Consider the following 18,500-nt stretch of genomic DNA (forward strand, 5'->3'; position numbering starts at 1 on the left):
CGCAGAACAAGCGGGCCGGGCGTGATCTTGCCAGCCGATCGCGTCATCGGTGATGCCCCATTTTCCATCAGCCGCCAGATGAACCGGAGGGCGCGTTTGCGAGGAGTATGCTGGTCATCGCCCCTCAGAAGAAGTAGTCTTTGCTTTCTTCAAAACATAAAATTTATTTCGATGGACTCCCGCTTTCTTCAGAGCTTTGTCTACGTGGTCGAATTTGGCTCGATCGCGGAAGCCGCTCGCCGGCTCGATCTGACGCCGGCCGCGGTGGCACAGCGCGTGAAGATGCTGGAGGCGGAGTTGGGCGGCCAACTCGTGCGGCGCTGCGGACGCACGGTCGGTACGACGGAAGCCGGCGAGCGCATCCTCGAACGCGCTCGCAAGGTGTTGCACGAGATCCGCGACCTCAAGTCGGATCTGGAGAATCCGTCGACGCTGGGTGGACAACTGCGCCTCGGCGGCATGGGAACGATGATGACGAGTCTGATCCCCGTCATGCTTGCGGAATTGCTGGCGCGTCATCCCGGAATCGACTTTTATCTCGAGCCCGGCACCTCGCTCGACCTGTATCGGAAGGTCGTCAGTGGTGATCTCGATGCCGCGGTCGTCGCACGGCCACCGTTCAATCTGCCGAAAAGTTGCAACTGGCACACGTTCAGGGAAGAGCCGCTCGTGCTGTTGACGCCTGCCGCGATGAATGTGACCGATCCGCACGTCACATTGCAGACGGAGCCGTTTCTCCGTTACGACCGCAATGCTGTCGGCGGGCAACTTGCCGAGAGCTACCTTCGGCAACATGGCATTACTCCGCATCAACGTTGCGAGCTCGACGGGCTCGGCGCGATTGCCGCGCTGGTGGACCGCGGTCTGGGCGTTTCACTCGTGCCCGACTGGACGGCCAAACCGCTCAGCGATCTATCACTTGCCAAATGGCCGCTGCCGCATCCCTTTCAGAAGCGCGTGGTCGGATTGATATGGCGACGCTCCTCAGTCCGTCTCCGACTGATCAAGGCCTTTCTGCAAGTGGCTTCGGAGTTCAAATATGGCTAATGCACGCAGTGCAAGCGTAATTGACGCGCATGCGGCCTCGGCGATATCGCTATAGAATTGTCGCGCCACAACCGTGAATGTCGACTATTAGCAAACCTGTTCGCAAACCAGTCGGGCCGTCTCGCAACTCTCTCTCTTCGATACACTCTCAATGTCTCATAGTACTCGCCGGCCCACGGGCCGCGCTTCTTCTGGTCGGCGTCATTTGAGCAAGGAAATGCTGCTCCCAATGACGAGGCAAGCCGTCTCTGATATCTCGCTCGCGAATCACCTCGCTCTTGCGGTCTGTCGCAAAGGGCAAGGGAATGCTCATCTGCTCAATGAACTGATCAGAGTCGTATATCTGACGTACTACTTACAAGATGCCGGATTCGGTAATGCGCCTGTCGATTTGTACCGACGTGCGGAGGCTGAATTGGATCAAGCTGTTGACAGGGCGCAGTATGACGGAGTGTGGCAAGTCAGCGCCGAGGTCGCATCCATGCTCGAAGAAATCCTGGCCATTCACGACCAGCAACTGACGGCGGCTGCGACCCGGCACGTGATGGAGGCCAACGCGCGGTTTTCCAGGTTCATCAAAAGCGATCTTCATTCGCCAATGTCGAAACACGCACAGCCGACCGCTCGCCACGACGACATCGAACTCAACGTCACCGCGAGCGCCAACAGGTTGCAATAGGCCTGACAGGGAACGTGCTCCGAAGTAGTCAAAATACTACGGGGCATACCGTTCCCACGCCGTGCAGAGGCGTTCAGTTAGCGCTGCGCTCCGTTGCCGTTGCGATGAGTGCCGGCGCCGCAGCCGCTTGCGCGAGTTCATCGCTCGACCATCCGCCGCCGAGCGCATCCAGGAGTTGCACATTCGCGCTCAGCTGGCGTGTCTGGATATCGAGCACGCTGCGTTGCGCGTCGAGTGCGACCGTCTGCGCCTGCACGACATCGAGGTAACCCACTACGCCCTGGCGATATTGACGTAACGCGAGGTCGACCGAGTACTGAGCGGCGTTTGCTGCATCACGTTGCTCACCAAGCGCGGTGCCGAGATACGACAGCAGGGCAAGGTTGTCTTCAACCTGCTGGAATGCGGACAGGACAACGCTGCGGTAACGTTCTCCCGCTTCTTCGGTTGCCGCCTTGGCGGCGTCGAGTTGCGCACGGCGGTACCCGCCGTCGAACACGTACTGCACCAGTTGCGGGCCGACCGCCCAGAACAGATTGGGCGCGCTGACCAGGCCCGCGTAGGCTGCGCTTTGCACACCCCCCTGCAAGCTGAGCGTGATGTCCGGAAAGTAGGCCGCCCGCGCGACGCCAATTTTTGCGTTAGCCTCGGCCACCCGTCGTTCCGCTGCAGCGACGTCGGGCCGTCGCTGCAGCAGGGTCGAGGGCAGGCCGGTCGGAATCGCCGGCAACGCGATGGCGGCGGTCTGGGACGGCAGGCTGAATTCCGACGCGGAGGTTCCAACCAGTACCGCGATCGCATGTTCAATCAAGGCCCGTTGCGCCAGGTTCTGCGACAGCTGCGACTTCGCCGACGAAAGTTGCGTTTGCGCCCGGGAAACGTCGAGGCCGGACACGATCCCGCTGTTGTGCAACGTTTGTGTGAGTTGCAGGGCCTTCGCAAATGCCACGACGGTCTCGTTCAACAGCTCGGTTTGCTGGTCGAGGCCGCGCAAGCGGACATAACTATCCGCCAGTTCGACCTGCAGGCTCAGCCTGACCGAGGCCAGATCGGCCTTGGTCGCCTGCGCCTCGTCCTTGCCGGCCACCACCGAGTCGCGCACGCGGCCCCAGAGATCGAGGTCGTAGTCGATTTCGCCGCCAAGCGTGACGGAGTTGTAGTTGTTCGGGCCGCCCACGCGCAACGGCCGGTTGTCGGACTGGCGCTCACGCAGCGGCACGGCACTCGCACTGATCGACGGGTACAGCCCCGACTGGACCTGCGCCACGAAAGCCTGCGCTTGCGCATAATGTGCGTACGCCGCGCGCAAGTCGGTGTTGTTGGCCAGCAGCCGTGCTTCGAGATCGTCGAGCTGTGTGTCGCCATACATCTTCCACCAACCGTTGCGGTCTATCCGGTCGGCGGGCTGTGCGGTGGTCCACGGACCAAACGTTTTGTATTGCGCAGCGATCGGCGCCGGCGGGACCTGATATTGCGGCGCGAGCGAGCAGGCACAGAGCGCGACGACGCTCGCGAGAAGCGCCGGAAGTCCATACTTAACCATGTGCAACTGCCTTCTTGTCGGTCGCCGTCGCAATCTGCACGCTGTCGCCGTTAGCGAGTCCGTCGGGCGGCGTATCGATCACGCGATCGGTCGCGGCGAGCCCAGCGCCAATCTCCACCGAATTGCCCAGGTCGCGGTCGATCTTCACCTGCTTGAACAGCACATGACCGCTCGCGCCAAGCGTGGCGACCATGACGCCACGGCCATCGAAGACGAGCGCACTGGCCGGTACACGGAGCGCATCGGCGGAGGCGGGCAACGAGAATTTCAGGCTGGCGAACCCACCCGGCAGCAGCTTGCCGTTGGCGTTGTCCACCAGTAGTTGAACGAGCGTCGTCCCCGAACTCGAATTGACCGAGTCTGACGCTGCCACCACGCGCGCGGTGAACTGCTGGTCGGGATATTCGGGAACGCTCAGGACGGCGGTCGTGCCGTCGTGTATCGCCGGTGCGTAGTTCTGCGGCACCTGGACATACACGCGTAACTGCTTGACATCGGAGACCGCGAACAGCTCCTGGCCTACCCCGCCGCTGCCGGCGTTGACCAACGCGCCGACGTCGGTATCGCGCGCGGTTACCACACCGTCGAATGGCGCGACGATGCGCGCGAAGGCCTTGGTGGCGACGAGGCGGTCAACGTTGGCCTTTGCGGCCGCTACGATCGCCTCCTTGGCGGTGTAGTCGGCGGTGCGCTGATCGACATCCTGCTGGGCGACGGAATCCGTGCCGCTTAGCGCTTCCCAGCGCTTGGCCGTCGTACCCGCCACTAATGCGTTCGCCTGCGCACTCTGGAGATCCGCGCGCGCCTGCAATAGCTGCTGGTCGAGCTCGGGGGTTTCGATTTCGGCAAGGACCTGCCCCGCTTTGACCGGCGCGCCGATATCGACACTCCATGATTTTAGATAGCCGCTGACCTGCGCGAAAATCGGCGCTCGCGTAAACGCTTCGAGGCGGCCGGGCAGTTGCAGCGATGGGCCGTTGGCGTCACGCAAGGGCTGGATCACGTTGACGGTCGGCACGGCCTGGGCGTCGGTCCAGGTTTTCAGCTTGCGGGCGTCGGTGGCTCGCAGCGTAAGGCCGGCAACGACGATGCCGAGGGCGACCAGCAGGCCGACCACCCCCGCTACCAGAAGCGGGCGGCGCGACGGTCTATTGGTGGGAAAAGTGGATTCAGACGACATGAGCAGGACCTCCCGTGACGGATGCCGGGGTAGCCGCGCGCCCGGGGCGCGCGTGCACGATACAAAAAATGACGGGGACGAGGAACAGTGAAGCGGTGGTGGCAAACAGCAGACCGCCGATCACGGCGCGGCCAAGCGGCGCGTTTTGCTCACCGCCTTCGCCGAGGGCGAGCGCCATCGGCATCATGCCGATGATCATGGAGAGCGCGGTCATGAGCACGGGGCGAAAACGCGTAAAGCCCGCTTCGAGTGCGGCCTTGAACGGGTCGCCGTGTGCGGCAAGTCGCTCGCGGCAGAAACTGACAACCAGAATCGAGTTGGCGGTCGCCACCCCCATGCACATGATCGCGCCAGTCAATGCGGGTACGGAGAGCGTCGTGTGGGTCGCGAACAGCATCCAGACGATACCTGCCAACGCGGCAGGCAATGCGGTCACGATCACGAACGGGTCGGCCCACGACTGGAAATTGACCACGATCAGCAGATAGATCAGCGCCACCGCGCCCAGCAGGCCGAACAACATGCCGGCAAAGGCGCTATTCATCGTCTGCACCTGGCCCAGCAGCGCGACGTTCGAGCCCTTGGGCAAGGTGCCGGCATTGTCATGCACGATGCGCTGGATATCGGCTGCCACCGCGCCGAGGTCGCGGCCCTGGGTGGTCGCGAAGATCTCGACCATGGGCTGGATGTTGTACTGGCTGACAACCTCGTTGCTGCCGGTGCGTTCGACTGTCGCCAGACCGCCGAGGATCTGGGCGGTGCTTCCGCCGCTGGCCGTGATCGGCAGATTTTGCAGGGCGGCGAGCGAATCGAGGCTGTATTGCGGCGTTTGCATCACGATCGGATACGATACGCCGTTCGCGTTGTTCAGCCAGAACGTGGGCGCGACCTGGCTGGAACCCGCGAGGTTCACCACCATGCTGTTCGTCACGTCGCGCTCGGTGATGCCGAGCAATTGCGCGCGCGTGCGGTCGACATCGACATTGAAGGTCGGGTTGTCGTGCGACTGTTCGATGCGCGCGTCGACTACGCCCGGCACATCGCGAACCTGGCGCAGCAGACGGTCCGCATAGGCGTAGTTGGCGTTCAGGTCATTGCCGCGAATCTGCAGATCGATCGGCGCCGGCGAGCCGAAGTTCAGGATCTGACTGATGATGTCCGCCGGTGGGAACGAAAACGTGACGCCCGGAAATTCGCGCGGCAGTCTTTCGCGCATGACGCGAACGTATTCGTCGGTGGGACGATGGCCATCATTCAGCGCGATCTGGATGTCGCCGTCTTGCGAGCCGACCGTACCGGTGTTGTTGTACGCGGTATTGATGCCGCTGACGGGCAGACCCATGTTGTCGACCACGGTGCCGAGATCCTCCGGTGGAATGATCCGGCGGATCGCGCCTTCGACATTCGCGAAAATCTGCGCGGTCTTTTCAACGCGAACGCCGACGGGCGCGCGCACATGCATCAGGATCTGTCCGGAATCGACCGAAGGGAAGAAGTTGCGGCCGAGGAACGGCACCAGCGCGAACGAGAGTACTACAAAGCCGAGGAAGCCACTGACGAACGGACGCCGGTGGGTCAGCGCGAGTTCGAGCAAGCCGCGGTAGGCGCTACGCACCTTTTCAAAGCGCGCTTCAAAGCCACGCTGGAAACGCGTGAGCGGACCGGGGCGCTTCGTTTCATGCGCGTGCTCGTCCTGCACATGCTGCTTCAGCAGGTATTTCGCCATCGTCGGCACGAGGGTTCGCGACAGGATGAACGACGAGATCATCGCGAAGATCACGGCTTCAGCCATCGGTACGAACAGGAAGCGCGCGACGCCGCTCAGGAAGAACATCGGCACGAACACGATGCAGATACACAGCAGCGAGACGAATGCCGGCGTGACGATCTGCGCGGCACCGTCGAGAATAGCCGTCTCCACCTCTTTGCCGTGCTCGAGGTGCCAGTTGATGTTTTCAATCGTCACCGTGGCATCGTCGACCAGAATTCCCACCGCTAGTGCGAGACCGCCGAGCGTCATGATGTTCAACGTTTCGCCGAGCGCGGACAGTGTCGCGATGGAGCCGAGGATGGCGAGTGGGATTGAGGTTGCGATGATGATCGTCGAGCGCCAGCTGCCCAGGAACAGCAGGATCATCAGGCTCGTCAGCACGGCCGCGATCACGCCCTCGCGCGCCACGCCGGTGATGGCCGCCCGCACGAACAGCGACTGGTCACCGATGGGTTCGATCTGCAGGTTATCGGGCCACGACGCTTTTCCCGCGGCAAGCCGCTGCTTAATGCCGGAGATGATGCCGAGCGTCGAAACCGAGCCGTTCTTGAGCACGGACATCAGCACCGAGCGCCGGCCGTCGACGTGCACGATATTGGTCTGCGGCGGACTACCGTCGCGCACATTCGCAATGTCACGGATATAGACCGTGGTGCCATTGGCCGCCTTGACCGGCAGATCGCCCAAGGCTTTGATTTCCGATGGCGCATTGTTCAATTGCAACGTGTACTCGTAGTCACCGATCTTTTCAGTGCCTACCGGCGTAATCAGGTTCTGGCCGGCAAGTGCATTCGCTACGTCCTGCGCGGATAAGCCGCGCGCCTGGAGCGCCGCCGGGTCGACGTCGATCTGTACCTGACGTGTCTTGCCGCCGAACGGGTATGGAATGGCTGCGCCTGCGACCGTCGTGAGAACCGGGCGCACCGCATTCAGACCCAGGTCGCCGAGATTCTGCTCGGTGAGTCCCTTGCCAGATAGCGCCAGCTGGATGATCGGTACGGTCGACGCACTGTAGTTCAGGATTAGAGGAGGCGTCGTGCCCGCAGGCAACTGCCGTAATTGAGTTTGCGCGACCGCGGTTACCTGCGCGTTCGCCGTGCTGATATTCACGCCCGGCTGGAAGAAGATCTTGATGATCCCGAAGCCGGCGACCGATTCCGCCTCGATATGCTCGACGTCGTTCACGGTTGTCGTCAACGTGCGTTCGAACGGCGAGGTGATGCGGCCGACCATCTGGTCCGGCGGCAGCCCCGTGTACTGCCACACGACGCTGATGACGGGGATATTGATATCCGGAAAGATGTCGGTTGGCGTCCTCATCGCGGACAACGGGCCGATGATGAGAATGAAGATCGCCAGGACTACGAAGGTATAAGGTCGCCGGAGGGCGATGCGGACTAGGCCGAGCATGAGAATTCCTGAGCTTGGGGTAGAACGTAAGAGTGTCCTGGTAAAGGCTAGCGCGGCGTGCGATGACCCGCAGCCGCGTGCTTGTACCTGACACAAGCACAGGACGAAATTGATCTGACGGTATATTCGACTGTGACGGAATACTGGCTAGGGATTCGCATAATCTGCATTTCTTGAGAACTGCTGTACTGCTTAAGATCAATCAAAAAGCTTGCGCGCATCTTTCAATTGCCCGGCGTTTGACAGAGAAATACAACAGGAAGAACATGCGCAACAAAGAAGGTTGCCTTGGGACGCGTGCCGATGTGCCGCAACGCAACCCAAGCGCGAATGTACACAAAGCCCGGCACTTCTGCTGAAGGACAAAATGAAACGCCAGGCTTGTGGATGTCGGATGGGCTTATCCCGCTTTGTCCGCATGCGCCGGCAATACCTTGTCGTTGTTGACAGAGCAAGGCCTGGCAAGAGCCAGCGCAGAAGTATGAGCGTCGTTTCCCTGAAGGCTAAACCCCCAACGAGTTTTTTATTACCGATTGTTCAAGAGGCGCATTCGCGCTCTGGACGCAGGCTCTAATCGGCAACCAAAAGAACTGACTTCCATGCCCGAGATGAAGTATTCCAGTCACTGTCACATTGTTCACGATGATCATCGCTGGCTAACTGGGACGTATTCTGGTGCGCCGAATTTAGCGGGAACGTAACGGTGAGTTGTAGAAGTGGCTTTTTGCGCAAAACAGTTGTGTGCAAAACCGGTAGACTGGGAAATGGCTTTCATACTGCCGACAGCGTAGGGCAATCGCCATTTGAGGCCGTCCTGGGAACATGATCCACGCGTGCATGGCTTCGACCTTGCGGATATCGAACTGCCATAACCATTCGCAGCAGCTCACAAGGTTCGGCCTTATCGTTTGAGCATCGCATGGTTGTTTTGAAACGCTCGCAATCGAAAACTTATCTACACCTATTTCGTGCGTCGGCCTCGGAGTTCGGAGCCGATGAAAAGCAATCGGTGGCGGTGACCCCCAGGGCTCGACGGCAGCATCGGCCACCGCGAGAAATATCCAGACTTCAATGAAAAGAGGAGCCGCGGGAGCTAGAGTTTCAAAGCAGCGGCCGGCGTGTCGCATTGTCGCCCGCAGGGATATCAAACTTCATTCGCGCAACACCAGATGCCTACGCGTGGCAGCCTACTTCGACATAACCCGGTACACGTCTGGCTGCCGCTTCTTTGGCGGCACGATCATTTCGATTTTGCCGACCAGGAAGATATACGAAAGGATGCCCAGAACCGCGACGATCGAGACGTACCACATCGCATAGTGGAAGCTATGCGTGCGTTGCAGGATCACGCCGAAAACGATGGGCGTGGCAATGCCTGACAGATTGCCGAACAGATTCAGGAAGCCGCCCATCGTACCGATGAAATTGCGAGGAATGACGTCCGTAAATACCACCCAGCCGAGATTCGCGACGTTGTTTCCAAAGAACGCCAGCGAAAGGATCCCGATTGCAATGACAGGCTGGTTCTCGAAGAAATTGACGGTGACGATCATGGCTGTCAACACGAGGCCGACTATCACGGGCACCTTGCGCGCGACAGTGACCGATTTACCTCTTTTCAGGAGGCTGTCGCTGAGGAAGCCACCCGCCAGCATGCCGACCATCGCCATGAGATAAGGAATGGATGCGCCTAGTCCCGCTTTGGAAAGCGTGAGATTCAATGCCTTCTCGAGGTAGACGATGAACCATGTCATGAAGAAGATCAGCGTCGAGTTATAGGCGAACTGCGTGATGAACAGGCCCCAGACAGTTTTGTTCTTGAGGAAGTACAGCACGTCGTCTCTCTGGACCACGGTGCCGACCGTGGATTGATCCTCAGACCCATAGCCACCCCCGGCCTTGATAAGGTCGAGCTCGACCTGAGCGGTTCTGCTGCTGTCTTTAGGGTCGCGATAAACAATCAGCCAGTAGACCCCAAAGACGATCCCTACGCCACCGGTTGCATAGAAAACCATTTGCCAGCCGTAGCGGCTCGTCAGAAAAGTCAGGACCGGGGTGAACAATGCAAGACCGATGTATTGCGAACTGATATAGGTCGCCGTCGCCCGTGCGCGTTCGTTCTTCGGAAACCAGTTCGCGACGATTTTCGTATTCGAGAGGTACGACGGCGCTTCAGCGAGCCCAATCAGGGCCCGGCAGACCAGCAGCACCGCAAACGAGGCGCCCAGGGCCGCGAAAAGATGATGCGAAGCAAAGCCCATCGCGAATGTACATGCGCTCCAGATGACTATTGCACTGCCGTACAGAACTCTCGATCCGATTCGATCCAGGAGATACCCGACGGGAAGCTGGGCGGCCGCATATGTCCACGTGAACATCGAAAAGAGCAGGCCGAGCTGGGTCGGCGAAAGGCCGAAGTCCCCCTGGATCCTGCTACCCGCGATCGATAGGTTCGCACGATCCATGTAGTTGATGGCCGTGACTATGAATAGTAGAAAGACAATGAAATAGCGGGTCTTTGTTGTTTTCATGATTTCGAATTAAAGAAGCCGTCCGGAGGCACGCCCAGACGTACATTGCCTGCCTGGAACACCGGCTTCGTTCTCCTGCTCAGAGTGGGAGCTTTACAACCGCATTGTTCTGCGTGCTGCGATAAATAGCGGTGAACAGTTCCACGGTCTTGCGGCCGTCCAGTCCGTCGATCAAAGGCTTCGTGCCGTTGCCGACGGCAGTCAGAAAATCATCTATCTGCTGCTCGTGATAGAAGTACAGGGAATCCGCGGAATTAAAAAACTCCGCATCCGCTTTTTTCCACTCGGCGAGCATTGCTTCTTCGCTTCTGATCGTCCAGATATCGTTGTAAGGCGGTTCGGTGATGGTCGAGACGCCGGCGATGAACATCGCGCCGCCGTCCGTCTGCACGCCGACCGACGCGCCGTTGTCTCCGTGAATATGGACCTTCCCATACAAAGCAGGATTCTGTGAATTGCTGACCAGGACGTTGGCAATCGCGCCGCTTTTGAACTTGATGATGGCCGCCGCGGTGTCTTCGACTTCGATGTAGTCGTGGTTGACGTTTTTCCACACGCCGTAGACCTCATCGATGTCGCCCAGATACCAGAGAAGCAGATCGAGCTGATGAGGTGCCTGGTTGACGAGCACGCCTCCTCCTTCGCCGGCCCACGAGCCACGCCAGGGATCGCTTTCGTAGTACTGGCGGTCGCGCCATCCGAGCATGACGACGTTGCCGATCACAGGGCGGCCGATCTTGCCCGCATCGATGGCCTGCTTGATTCGCATCGCGGACGGATAAAAGCGCCGTTGGCACACGACGCCGACCGTACGCCGGCACGCTTCGGCACATGAAAGGATGGCATCGCAGTCTTCGAGCGAAGAAGCGAGGGGCTTCTCCACGAGAACGTGACAGCCGCTCTTCAAGGCGGCGATCGCAACGGGGGCATGCTGAGGATGCGGAGTGCAGATGCATACGACGTCGACCTGCGCGGCCTCGATCATCTCTTCGACGTTATCGAACGCACGCACGCCGTATTGGTTGCCGAAGGCGATTGCTCGATCGATAGAGGTGCCGCATACCGCGACGAAGTCCGAGTTCTCGAGATTCGAGAGAGCCCGGGCATGAAAATGACCGACCTTTCCGCAGCCGACAATGGCCGTTCTGAGTTTTATCATGGCAATTCGGTGTTACGTTGCTGGTTTGAGAGCGAGCGAGGCGCCGCCACCAGACCTGGTGGCAGCGCACGATGTTGGTCGTGGATTGCGTGGCGCCTGGCGTGAAGGCGCATCCGTCGGCTTGATGACGTGGCAGGCGGCCCGACGGCGCACGGTCAAGTGAATGAAGTCTCTGCAGACACAAGTCGACTTCACGATGGAGCTACTGCGATCCGGCCGAAGGTGGGCATCGGTGTATGACTTGCGATCTCGCAGGGCGGACCGGGAGCGATCCCGGCCGCATCACACGCTACGCCTTGAGATGGGGCCCCAGCAGCGACAGGTCAGCAATTGAAAGACGATCGTGCGCGGTCTGCACCTGATGCCAGTACGGGTAGAGCAGGGGCGGCGCGCTCACCTTGTCGAGCCGCTCGCGCTGTTCGGCGCTCAGCCTGAGATTCGCCGCGCCGAGGTTGTCGAGCAACTGCTTCTCGTTGCGGCCGCCGATGATGACCGACGTAACGGCGGGGCGACCGAGCGTCCATGCGAGCGCGACTTGAGCGGCCGAGACGTTGTGCTCGCCGGCGATCTCGACAAGCGTGTCGACAATCGACCACAGTCGTTCGGCGTCGCGAATCGGCGGCTCCGTCCAGCCCGCTAGCTGACGCGTGCCCTCGGGCGTCGAGTCGCGGCGGTGCTTACCCGACAGCAGGCCGCCTGCGAGCGGGCTCCAGACGAGAATGCCCAGGCCTTGATCGAGCGCGATAGGCGCGAGTTCGTACTCCGCTTCGCGTGCTTCGAGCGTGTAATGTATCTGCTGGCTCACGAAGCGCGACAGACGATCGCGTTCGCTTACATGCAACGCTTTCATCAGGTGCCAGCCTGAGTAGTTCGAGCAGCCGACATACCGGACCTTGCCATGCCGGACCAGCAGGTCGAGCGCTTCAAGCGTTTCTTCGAGCGGCGTGAGTCCGTCCCATTCGTGCACCTGATAGAGGTCGATCACATCGGTCTTGAGACGGCGCAGGCTCGCCTCGCAGGCTTCTATCAAATGATGCCGCGACAGGCCCCGGTCGTTCGGGCCGTCACCCATGGGAAAGCGGGCTTTCGTCGCGATCAGCACGCCGCCTTTGCGCTTGCCGCCGAGCGCCTGGCCGACGATTTCCTCCGATGCACCGTTCGAATAGACGTCCGCGGTATCGATCAGGTTGACGCCCGCGTCGATGCATATGTCGATCTGCCGGCGCGCGTCGTCGAGGCCGACCTCGCCGACGCTCGCGAATTTGCCTTTGCCTCCCATCGTCATCGTGCCTAGCGTGATGGTCGACACCTTGAGGCCCGAACGGCCCAGTTGACGGTAATCCATGATGAAGCAATCTCCATGTATGTTGCGAGGATTCGCAGCCGGCGTGCGGTCGTTAAGGTTTATTGCGCCCGAATTTCGTGCCCAGTGTTCCTTGACGTCCCCGGAGGTCCGACGATAGCGGAGATTGACTTACCATTCCAATAGAAAGATATGATTCAATTGTGCGGTTTTCGTGATTAATCGTCTCTTTGAGAAAGAGTGTCAACGTGGATTTGAAGCAGTTGGAGCATTTTATGGCGGTCGCGGAAGAGCGGCATTTCACGCGCGCGGCGCGCCGCCTCAACCTCGTGCAGTCCGGCTTGTCTGCGTCGATCCGCTCACTGGAAGAAGACCTGGGCGGACCGTTGTTCAATCGCAGCACGAGGCGAGTCGCTTTGACGCCTGCCGGCGAAGTGCTGTTCGCAGAGGCGCGGCGGGTACTGGCCGCCGCGCGTGACGCGCGCCATGCCGTCACGCAGGTTCACGGGCTCGCACGCGGCCGGCTGAGTATCGGTGCGATTCACGGGCTCGCGCCTTTCGTCGACTTGCCCGCTTCGCTAGGGCAGTTTCGGGCTGCGTTTGGTGGGATCGATATCGAATTGACTCTGGACGGATCGCGCGCATTGATCGACGAGGTGCGGGAAGGACGCCTCGACCTCGCGTTCACACAGCCCCCGGATACGCTGCTCGACGATCTCGGATCGCACATGTTCGCATGCGAGGCAATGGTCGTCGTCTGCGCGACGCATCATCGTCTTGCTGGCGCCCGCGAGCTGGCGCTAGCCGATCTCGTCGACGAAACATTCGCCGACCTACGCCCGGAGTGGAGCGTGCGGCGGCTTGTCGATCGATCTTTTGAGGCGGCAGGGCTGCAGCGCCGGACCAGCTTCGAGGTCAACGACATGCCGATGTTGCTTGAACTGACCGCACAGGGGCTTGCGATCAGTATGGTGCCCGAATCTGTGGCCGCCACAAGGGGAATCAACACGCGCGGCGCGCCGGTCGCAACGGCGAGCCTGCGCGAGGCCGAGGAACCCTGCTGGGAACTCGCGGCCGTTTTTAAGGGAAGCGCGGGAGAGCCGCTCATACCTGTCGCCCGTGCTTTCCTGGATTTGCTCAAATTGCCCGTCGTGGCGACTTGACGCTCGCCATATGCATGCGCGATTGTTCGAGGCGTAAAAGATCCGGCACGATGTCCGGCGCCCCGGGGGAAATGGACATCCTGCGAACCTGGCCGGATGGTCGCCAGAAGGTCGCAGCCTTCCGCACTATACTTAGGGTCGCTAACCAACGAGAGCCCTGTCGGTCGCGCTAAATAGTTCATGCTAGGATCGCTAACTCACTGTTCCAACAGATCGGAATCGCGGTCGTTTGTTGGCGTCGCGATTCCTGCACCAACGAGGATTCTGATGACTCATTCTGCGATGACCCCGGGCGGCGTCGCCGTGATCACCGGCGGCGCCGCCGGCATTGGCCTGGCTGCTGCCAAACGCTTTGCGCGGCTTGGGCTGCGCATCTGCATTGCCGATCTCGGCACCGACCGCATTGCGCAAGCCGTAGAGGAAATCGCGGCGCTGACCGCAAACGGCACACAAGACGTCTTCGGGGTTGAGACCGACGTCAGCGTCGCCGACGATGTTCGCCGCCTGCATGCATCCGTCGTCGAACGGTTCGGTGGAACAGATGTGCTGATGAACAACGCCGGCATTCAGCCCGGCAGCGGGATGTTCGGTCCAACCGGGAACTGGGAGCGCGTGCTGGGCGTCAACCTGTGGGGCGTGATCCACGGTACGCAGATCTTCGTACCGGACATGATCAAGCACGGCCGTCCGGGGCTCGTGATCAATACCGGTTCAAAGCAAGGCATCACGACGCCGCCGGGCGACCCCGCATACAATGTTGCGAAGGCCGGTCTGAAAACGTTCACTGAAGCGCTGCAACATGAATTGCGCAACACCGCCGACTGCCGGATTAGCGCTCATCTGCTGATTCCCGGTTTCGTGTTCACGGACCTGACACGGAAAGGCCGCGCGGAAAAGCCCGTCGCCGCATGGACGCCCGAGCAGACCGTCGATTTCATGTTCGAGCGTCTCGATGCCGGCGACTTCTACATACTGTGTCCCGACAACGACGTGCCGCGTTCGCTCGACGAACTGCGCATTCTATGGGCGGCAGGCGATATCGTAGAGAACCGGCCCGCGTTGTCGCGCTGGCATCCGGACTACGCCAGGGCGTTCGATGCGTTCATCAAGCAGCCCCGTTGACTCAAGCGTCGGCGCCAAGCGGCAACAAAGAGAAACGTATCCCGATCCGGCCGTGGATGTACTCGATCCGCGCTTCCTGAAATACCGGATCACGAACGCGGCAGTCGAACGGCTTGCGACGGGCATGCGCTTCGGCGAGGGACCGGTGACGGCCGCTTCCCGCTATGGTGCGACATTCCGAACACAATCGCAGCCTGTCGCCTCATTCCGCCACGCCGAAGACGTCACACGTTTTGCCGGCAGTTCAGCAGGCCGGCCGTCTGTGGGTCGTATACGTTGATCTTCGAGCGCAGCAGCGCTCTTTCCGTGAGATGCCGGAATAGGGTACGGGTAAATCGATAGAGGACACCTGTCCATATAGTCCGGAATTACCGCTACGGGTGGACTCACCGGATGCGAAGGCAAACCACGTTGATCATGGACGCAGTGACTGGCTAGCCACAACGCGAATTTCAAGATTGATAGCGCGCGGATGCGACTGCGAGAGGAAGCAGCCAGAAGTGCGCGTGGTGCCGATTTGTCGTCAAGATAACAAAAACGTAATCCCAAGGTCAGATTTCGGTCGAGGTGCGTCTACAACAATAGGAATGGCAAGACGCTTCGCGCCTAACACCGGAATGTGACACAGGACGACGCCGTGAATCAATTAGCTGCAATTCGTATATTCGCCAAGGTCGCCGAGTGTTTGAACTTCGCGGAAGCGGCCAAACAGCTTGGCATTTCGAACTCGGCCGTTACGCGTAGCGTGGCAGTACTGGAGCAACACCTCCGTGTTCGCCTGGTTAACAGGACGACTCGCCGCGTGTCACTGACGGCTGCGGGTCAATCGTACTCAAAACATTGCGAAGAGCTGCTAAGGCAGATTTCCGTGATGGACGAGTTCATGGCAACGGCCGCGGGCCAGACGGGCGGATCTCTACGTATTGCGTCGTCTTCTTCTTATGCCTCCATCGATTTGCTGGAGCTACTGGCGGCTTATCGGCTGCAAGAGCCACGTATGCAGTTCGAGTTGACGGTATTCGATAACATGACGGATGACATCATGGCGAATTCCGATGTTTGCTTCAGCGCTGAGCGCGGCGTGCGCGATTCGTCGCTGGTTTGCCGTCCGCTCGCGCAGACGCGGGATGTGATTGTCGCGTGTCCCGCATACCTGTCTCGCCGAGGCCTACCGCGAACACCATTGGAGCTCTCTTCGCATGATGTACTCGTGACATCGGACGCGCCTGGCCGTTACTGGGATTTCCGCGACAAGCACGGCACACAACGCGTGGAGGTTCGACCTATCCTGAACACGCAGAGTCCGCTTCTGGTAAAGCGCGCGGTGCAGGCGGGCCTCGGTATAGCGCGCCTGTCAATGTCGCTCATTCAAAGTGAGTTGTCGGATGGCACATTACGGCCGCTACTGACGCATGTCGAATTGTGCGGCGATGAGCGGCCTGTATGGCTTTTTTACTCCGGACAACCGCGTATGGCGCTGACGCTCAGAAGATTTATCGACTTCGTCGTCGAACGCTACCGTCAAAGTGAGGCTGAAGAAAACAAGGAGGCCGTTATCCCCGTGTGATCGACCGGGTCTCCAGTTCACGCAAGCTGTCGTGCAGAACTTCGACGCGCTGCAAATGACTGTTACCGCGCTCAAGCAGGCGTTCCGCGACCAGCGAGCAAATCAGGTTGACCACTGACGTCATACCCGCCTTGCTGTCGAACAGCATCAAGCCATCGGTATGGCATCGGATCACCCAGCGCGCCAGCCGCGCAGGTTTGCCCGCGATCACATCCGACATATACAGAACCGGCACGCCTGCCTCGGCCAGCGCGGTGGCAGCCAGGCCCACCGCCGGCACGCGGCGCCGCAAGCCAATGATGATCGCGAGATCCTTCGCGTTCAGATCGGCCAGGTACTCGCCGATGGTGTCGCCGGGCGCGGGCAATAGCATCACGTCCGAACGCACCTGAATCAGTTCGCGCCGGATCATCGTGGCGACCGTGTGGCTATGTCGATAGCCGATGATCGCCACGCGTCGTGCTTGCGCGATTGCGTCGACCACCTCGCTTAGCACTTGCGTATCGAGCGAACGATAGGTGTTCGCCATGTTTTCGACTTCGTGCTGCAGATGGGCCTGGATGATGTCGTCGAGTTTCGAGCCTGCCGTCTTGCGCCCCCTGTCCTGTAGATATAACGGCGAACCGCCGACCTGTGCCGCTCGTGCAATCGCTCGGGCATCGTCATAAGACGCATACCCTAGTTTCTGAAAGAACCGTGTGGCGGTTGCCTTCGACACTTGCGCGGTCGCCGCCAGTTCGGTGGCGGTTTGCATCGCCAGTTGTCCCGGTGAACTCAGAATCACATCGGCAAGCCGCTGATCGATTTCAGACAGTTCGTCATAGCATTCCGCAATCCGACTTTCGATCGATGGTAGGGGTCGCTTCTCTTTTTTTGCCTGAGCGTTTGACATTTGGCTTGTGGATAAATTGGTTGCCCGTGATGGTGCGATGCCAGCACCGGAAGCGTGCATCTAGGCTTGTCCGCACGAGACAAGTGCAGATAAGCGCCATCTCGCATGAACTTCATTATAGGTCCGGCATCGAAAACGTGAAATCAATGTTTCTCTCAAGTCCATATGGAAACACATGTTTTCATCCAATAATTCTTGAAACGAACGTTTCAGATATCCCGCTGGTACGGATCATGCATTGCATCCGGCATCGTCCACCTGTCTACAGGAGTTCTACTGATGTCGAAGCACCGCCTCTCCAGCATTGCCCTTGCCGCGTTGTTGCCGTTTGCCGCGTTGATTCACTCGGTCGCCGCGAGCGCCGATACGCTCGACGACATCAAGAGTCGCGGCACGATGACGGTCGGCATCGATCCGACCTTCGCGCCATACGAATACACAGATGCCAGCAGCAACATCGTCGGCTTCGATCCGGCCATCCTGGCGGCTGTCGCGAAACATCTCGGCGTGAAGATCGAATATCAGCGCATGGCGTTTAGCGGCATCATTCCCGGCCTGCTCGCGCATTCGTTCGATATCGAGGGTTCGGCGCTGAACGTGACCGCCGAACGCGCGAAGCGTCTCGCGTATGTCGTCCCGACCAGCAAGACCGTCAACGGCGCACTCGTACGTGCCGATTTCAAGAAGATTCCGGCGAACGCCACCATCGAATCGCTCGCGGGCCTGACCGCGGCGGTCAAGAGCGCAAGCGCGCCCGAGCAGATCCTCAAGCAGTTCAACGAAACGCTGAAGGCCAAGGGTCTTGCGCCAATCACGCTGATCAGCGTGGATAGCGTCGATCAGACGGTGGCCGCATTGATGACGCGCCGCGCCGATTTCGTGTTCGACGATATGACCGTGCTCGCGGGCGTGGTCAAACAGAACCCCGGCAAGCTCAAATCGACCGGTGAGCTCGGCCCGTCGCAATGGATCGCGTGGGCGACTCGCCCCGACGATACGCGTCTGAACAAGGCGATCAGCGACGAAATCATCGCAATGAAGAAATCAGGCGAACTCACACGCCTGCAAAAGGCCAATCTCGGGGTGAGCTTCGATACGCCGACGTCCGACTTCATTCCCAAGCAGTAAGCGCG

Annotated in this window: 14 protein-coding genes; 7 read left to right on the forward strand and 7 right to left on the reverse strand. The window is 60.0% G+C overall.

What is annotated here, in order from left to right; genetic code table 11:
* Positions 1 to 171: 171 nt before the first annotated feature.
* Together ACZ9H4_RS26020 and ACZ9H4_RS26025 are read left to right on the forward strand one after the other, a co-directional pair.
* On the forward strand, positions 172 to 1,047 hold the full coding sequence (locus ACZ9H4_RS26020) for a LysR substrate-binding domain-containing protein (protein WP_476121603.1): 876 nt from the start codon (positions 172 to 174) through the stop codon (positions 1,045 to 1,047).
* 229 nt (positions 1,048 to 1,276) lie between these two features.
* Positions 1,277 to 1,726 carry a hypothetical protein gene (locus ACZ9H4_RS26025; protein WP_408323337.1) on the forward strand — a complete coding sequence of 150 codons (450 nt, stop codon included), beginning with the start codon at positions 1,277 to 1,279 and terminating at the stop codon, positions 1,724 to 1,726.
* 73 nt (positions 1,727 to 1,799) lie between these two features.
* Here the strand turns inward: ACZ9H4_RS26025 and ACZ9H4_RS26030 are convergent, their stop codons facing one another.
* The 6 genes from ACZ9H4_RS26030 to ACZ9H4_RS26055 form a co-directional block, all read right to left on the reverse strand.
* Positions 1,800 to 3,269, reverse strand: a complete 1,470-nt coding sequence (locus tag ACZ9H4_RS26030; RefSeq protein ID WP_408323338.1) for an efflux transporter outer membrane subunit — start codon at positions 3,267 to 3,269, stop codon at positions 1,800 to 1,802.
* Positions 3,262 to 4,449: an efflux RND transporter periplasmic adaptor subunit gene (locus ACZ9H4_RS26035; RefSeq protein ID WP_408147249.1), complete on the reverse strand. Its 1,188-nt coding sequence runs from the start codon at positions 4,447 to 4,449 to the stop codon at positions 3,262 to 3,264. The genes ACZ9H4_RS26030 and ACZ9H4_RS26035 overlap by 8 nt, the downstream gene beginning before the upstream one ends.
* Positions 4,439 to 7,630: an efflux RND transporter permease subunit gene (locus tag ACZ9H4_RS26040; RefSeq protein WP_408152302.1), complete on the reverse strand. Its 3,192-nt coding sequence runs from the start codon at positions 7,628 to 7,630 to the stop codon at positions 4,439 to 4,441. The genes ACZ9H4_RS26035 and ACZ9H4_RS26040 overlap by 11 nt, the downstream gene beginning before the upstream one ends.
* A 1,187-nt stretch (positions 7,631 to 8,817) precedes the next feature.
* On the reverse strand, positions 8,818 to 10,161 hold the full coding sequence (locus tag ACZ9H4_RS26045; RefSeq protein WP_408152303.1) for an MFS transporter: 1,344 nt from the start codon (positions 10,159 to 10,161) through the stop codon (positions 8,818 to 8,820).
* A gap of 79 nt (positions 10,162 to 10,240) precedes the next feature.
* Positions 10,241 to 11,320 carry a Gfo/Idh/MocA family protein gene (locus tag ACZ9H4_RS26050; RefSeq protein ID WP_408152304.1) on the reverse strand — a complete coding sequence of 360 codons (1,080 nt, stop codon included), beginning with the start codon at positions 11,318 to 11,320 and terminating at the stop codon, positions 10,241 to 10,243.
* 289 nt (positions 11,321 to 11,609) lie between these two features.
* Positions 11,610 to 12,665 carry an aldo/keto reductase gene (locus ACZ9H4_RS26055; protein WP_408147257.1) on the reverse strand — a complete coding sequence of 352 codons (1,056 nt, stop codon included), beginning with the start codon at positions 12,663 to 12,665 and terminating at the stop codon, positions 11,610 to 11,612.
* A 206-nt stretch (positions 12,666 to 12,871) separates the two neighbouring features.
* Between ACZ9H4_RS26055 and ACZ9H4_RS26060 the strand changes: the two genes are divergently transcribed.
* The 4 genes from ACZ9H4_RS26060 to ACZ9H4_RS26075 all read left to right on the forward strand — a co-directional run bounded on the left by ACZ9H4_RS26060 (position 12,872) and on the right by ACZ9H4_RS26075 (position 16,475).
* A complete protein-coding gene (locus ACZ9H4_RS26060) occupies positions 12,872 to 13,786 on the forward strand; it encodes a LysR family transcriptional regulator (protein ID WP_408147259.1) in 915 nt (304 codons plus the stop codon).
* A 267-nt stretch (positions 13,787 to 14,053) separates the two neighbouring features.
* Positions 14,054 to 14,908 (forward strand): SDR family NAD(P)-dependent oxidoreductase, encoded by an 855-nt coding sequence (locus tag ACZ9H4_RS26065; protein ID WP_408152305.1) that lies wholly within the window; start codon positions 14,054 to 14,056, stop codon positions 14,906 to 14,908.
* Between the two features lie 52 nt (positions 14,909 to 14,960).
* Positions 14,961 to 15,188, forward strand: a complete 228-nt coding sequence (locus tag ACZ9H4_RS26070) for a hypothetical protein (RefSeq protein ID WP_408152306.1) — start codon at positions 14,961 to 14,963, stop codon at positions 15,186 to 15,188.
* A 357-nt stretch (positions 15,189 to 15,545) separates the two neighbouring features.
* Positions 15,546 to 16,475, forward strand: a complete 930-nt coding sequence (locus tag ACZ9H4_RS26075; RefSeq protein WP_408152307.1) for a LysR family transcriptional regulator — start codon at positions 15,546 to 15,548, stop codon at positions 16,473 to 16,475.
* Here ACZ9H4_RS26075 and ACZ9H4_RS26080 read toward each other — a convergent pair.
* Complete coding sequence (locus ACZ9H4_RS26080) at positions 16,462 to 17,427, reverse strand: MurR/RpiR family transcriptional regulator (RefSeq protein ID WP_408147267.1); 966 nt, start codon at positions 17,425 to 17,427, stop codon at positions 16,462 to 16,464. The genes ACZ9H4_RS26075 and ACZ9H4_RS26080 overlap by 14 nt on opposite strands.
* A 219-nt stretch (positions 17,428 to 17,646) precedes the next feature.
* Between ACZ9H4_RS26080 and ACZ9H4_RS26085 the strand changes: the two genes are divergently transcribed.
* Complete coding sequence (locus ACZ9H4_RS26085) at positions 17,647 to 18,495, forward strand: transporter substrate-binding domain-containing protein (protein ID WP_408147269.1); 849 nt, start codon at positions 17,647 to 17,649, stop codon at positions 18,493 to 18,495.
* The last annotated feature ends 5 nt before the right edge of the window (positions 18,496 to 18,500 follow it).

The organism is Paraburkholderia sp. TE9906 (assembly GCF_056279605.1).

What these genes read in the sequence shown, in the direction of transcription:
- ACZ9H4_RS26020 (WP_476121603.1), top strand. Translation starts at nt 172, where the DNA reads ATGGACTCCCGCTTTCTTCAGAGCTTTGTCTACGTGGTCGAATTTGGC.
- ACZ9H4_RS26025 (WP_408323337.1), top strand. Translation starts at nt 1,277, where the DNA reads ATGACGAGGCAAGCCGTCTCTGATATCTCGCTCGCGAATCACCTCGCT.
- ACZ9H4_RS26030 (WP_408323338.1), bottom strand. Translation starts at nt 3,269, where the DNA reads ATGGTTAAGTATGGACTTCCGGCGCTTCTCGCGAGCGTCGTCGCGCTC.
- ACZ9H4_RS26035 (WP_408147249.1), bottom strand. Translation starts at nt 4,449, where the DNA reads ATGTCGTCTGAATCCACTTTTCCCACCAATAGACCGTCGCGCCGCCCG.
- ACZ9H4_RS26040 (WP_408152302.1), bottom strand. Translation starts at nt 7,630, where the DNA reads ATGCTCGGCCTAGTCCGCATCGCCCTCCGGCGACCTTATACCTTCGTA.
- ACZ9H4_RS26045 (WP_408152303.1), bottom strand. Translation starts at nt 10,161, where the DNA reads ATGAAAACAACAAAGACCCGCTATTTCATTGTCTTTCTACTATTCATA.
- ACZ9H4_RS26050 (WP_408152304.1), bottom strand. Translation starts at nt 11,320, where the DNA reads ATGATAAAACTCAGAACGGCCATTGTCGGCTGCGGAAAGGTCGGTCAT.
- ACZ9H4_RS26055 (WP_408147257.1), bottom strand. Translation starts at nt 12,665, where the DNA reads ATGGATTACCGTCAACTGGGCCGTTCGGGCCTCAAGGTGTCGACCATC.
- ACZ9H4_RS26065 (WP_408152305.1), top strand. Translation starts at nt 14,054, where the DNA reads ATGACTCATTCTGCGATGACCCCGGGCGGCGTCGCCGTGATCACCGGC.
- ACZ9H4_RS26080 (WP_408147267.1), bottom strand. Translation starts at nt 17,427, where the DNA reads ATGCACGCTTCCGGTGCTGGCATCGCACCATCACGGGCAACCAATTTA.
- ACZ9H4_RS26085 (WP_408147269.1), top strand. Translation starts at nt 17,647, where the DNA reads ATGTCGAAGCACCGCCTCTCCAGCATTGCCCTTGCCGCGTTGTTGCCG.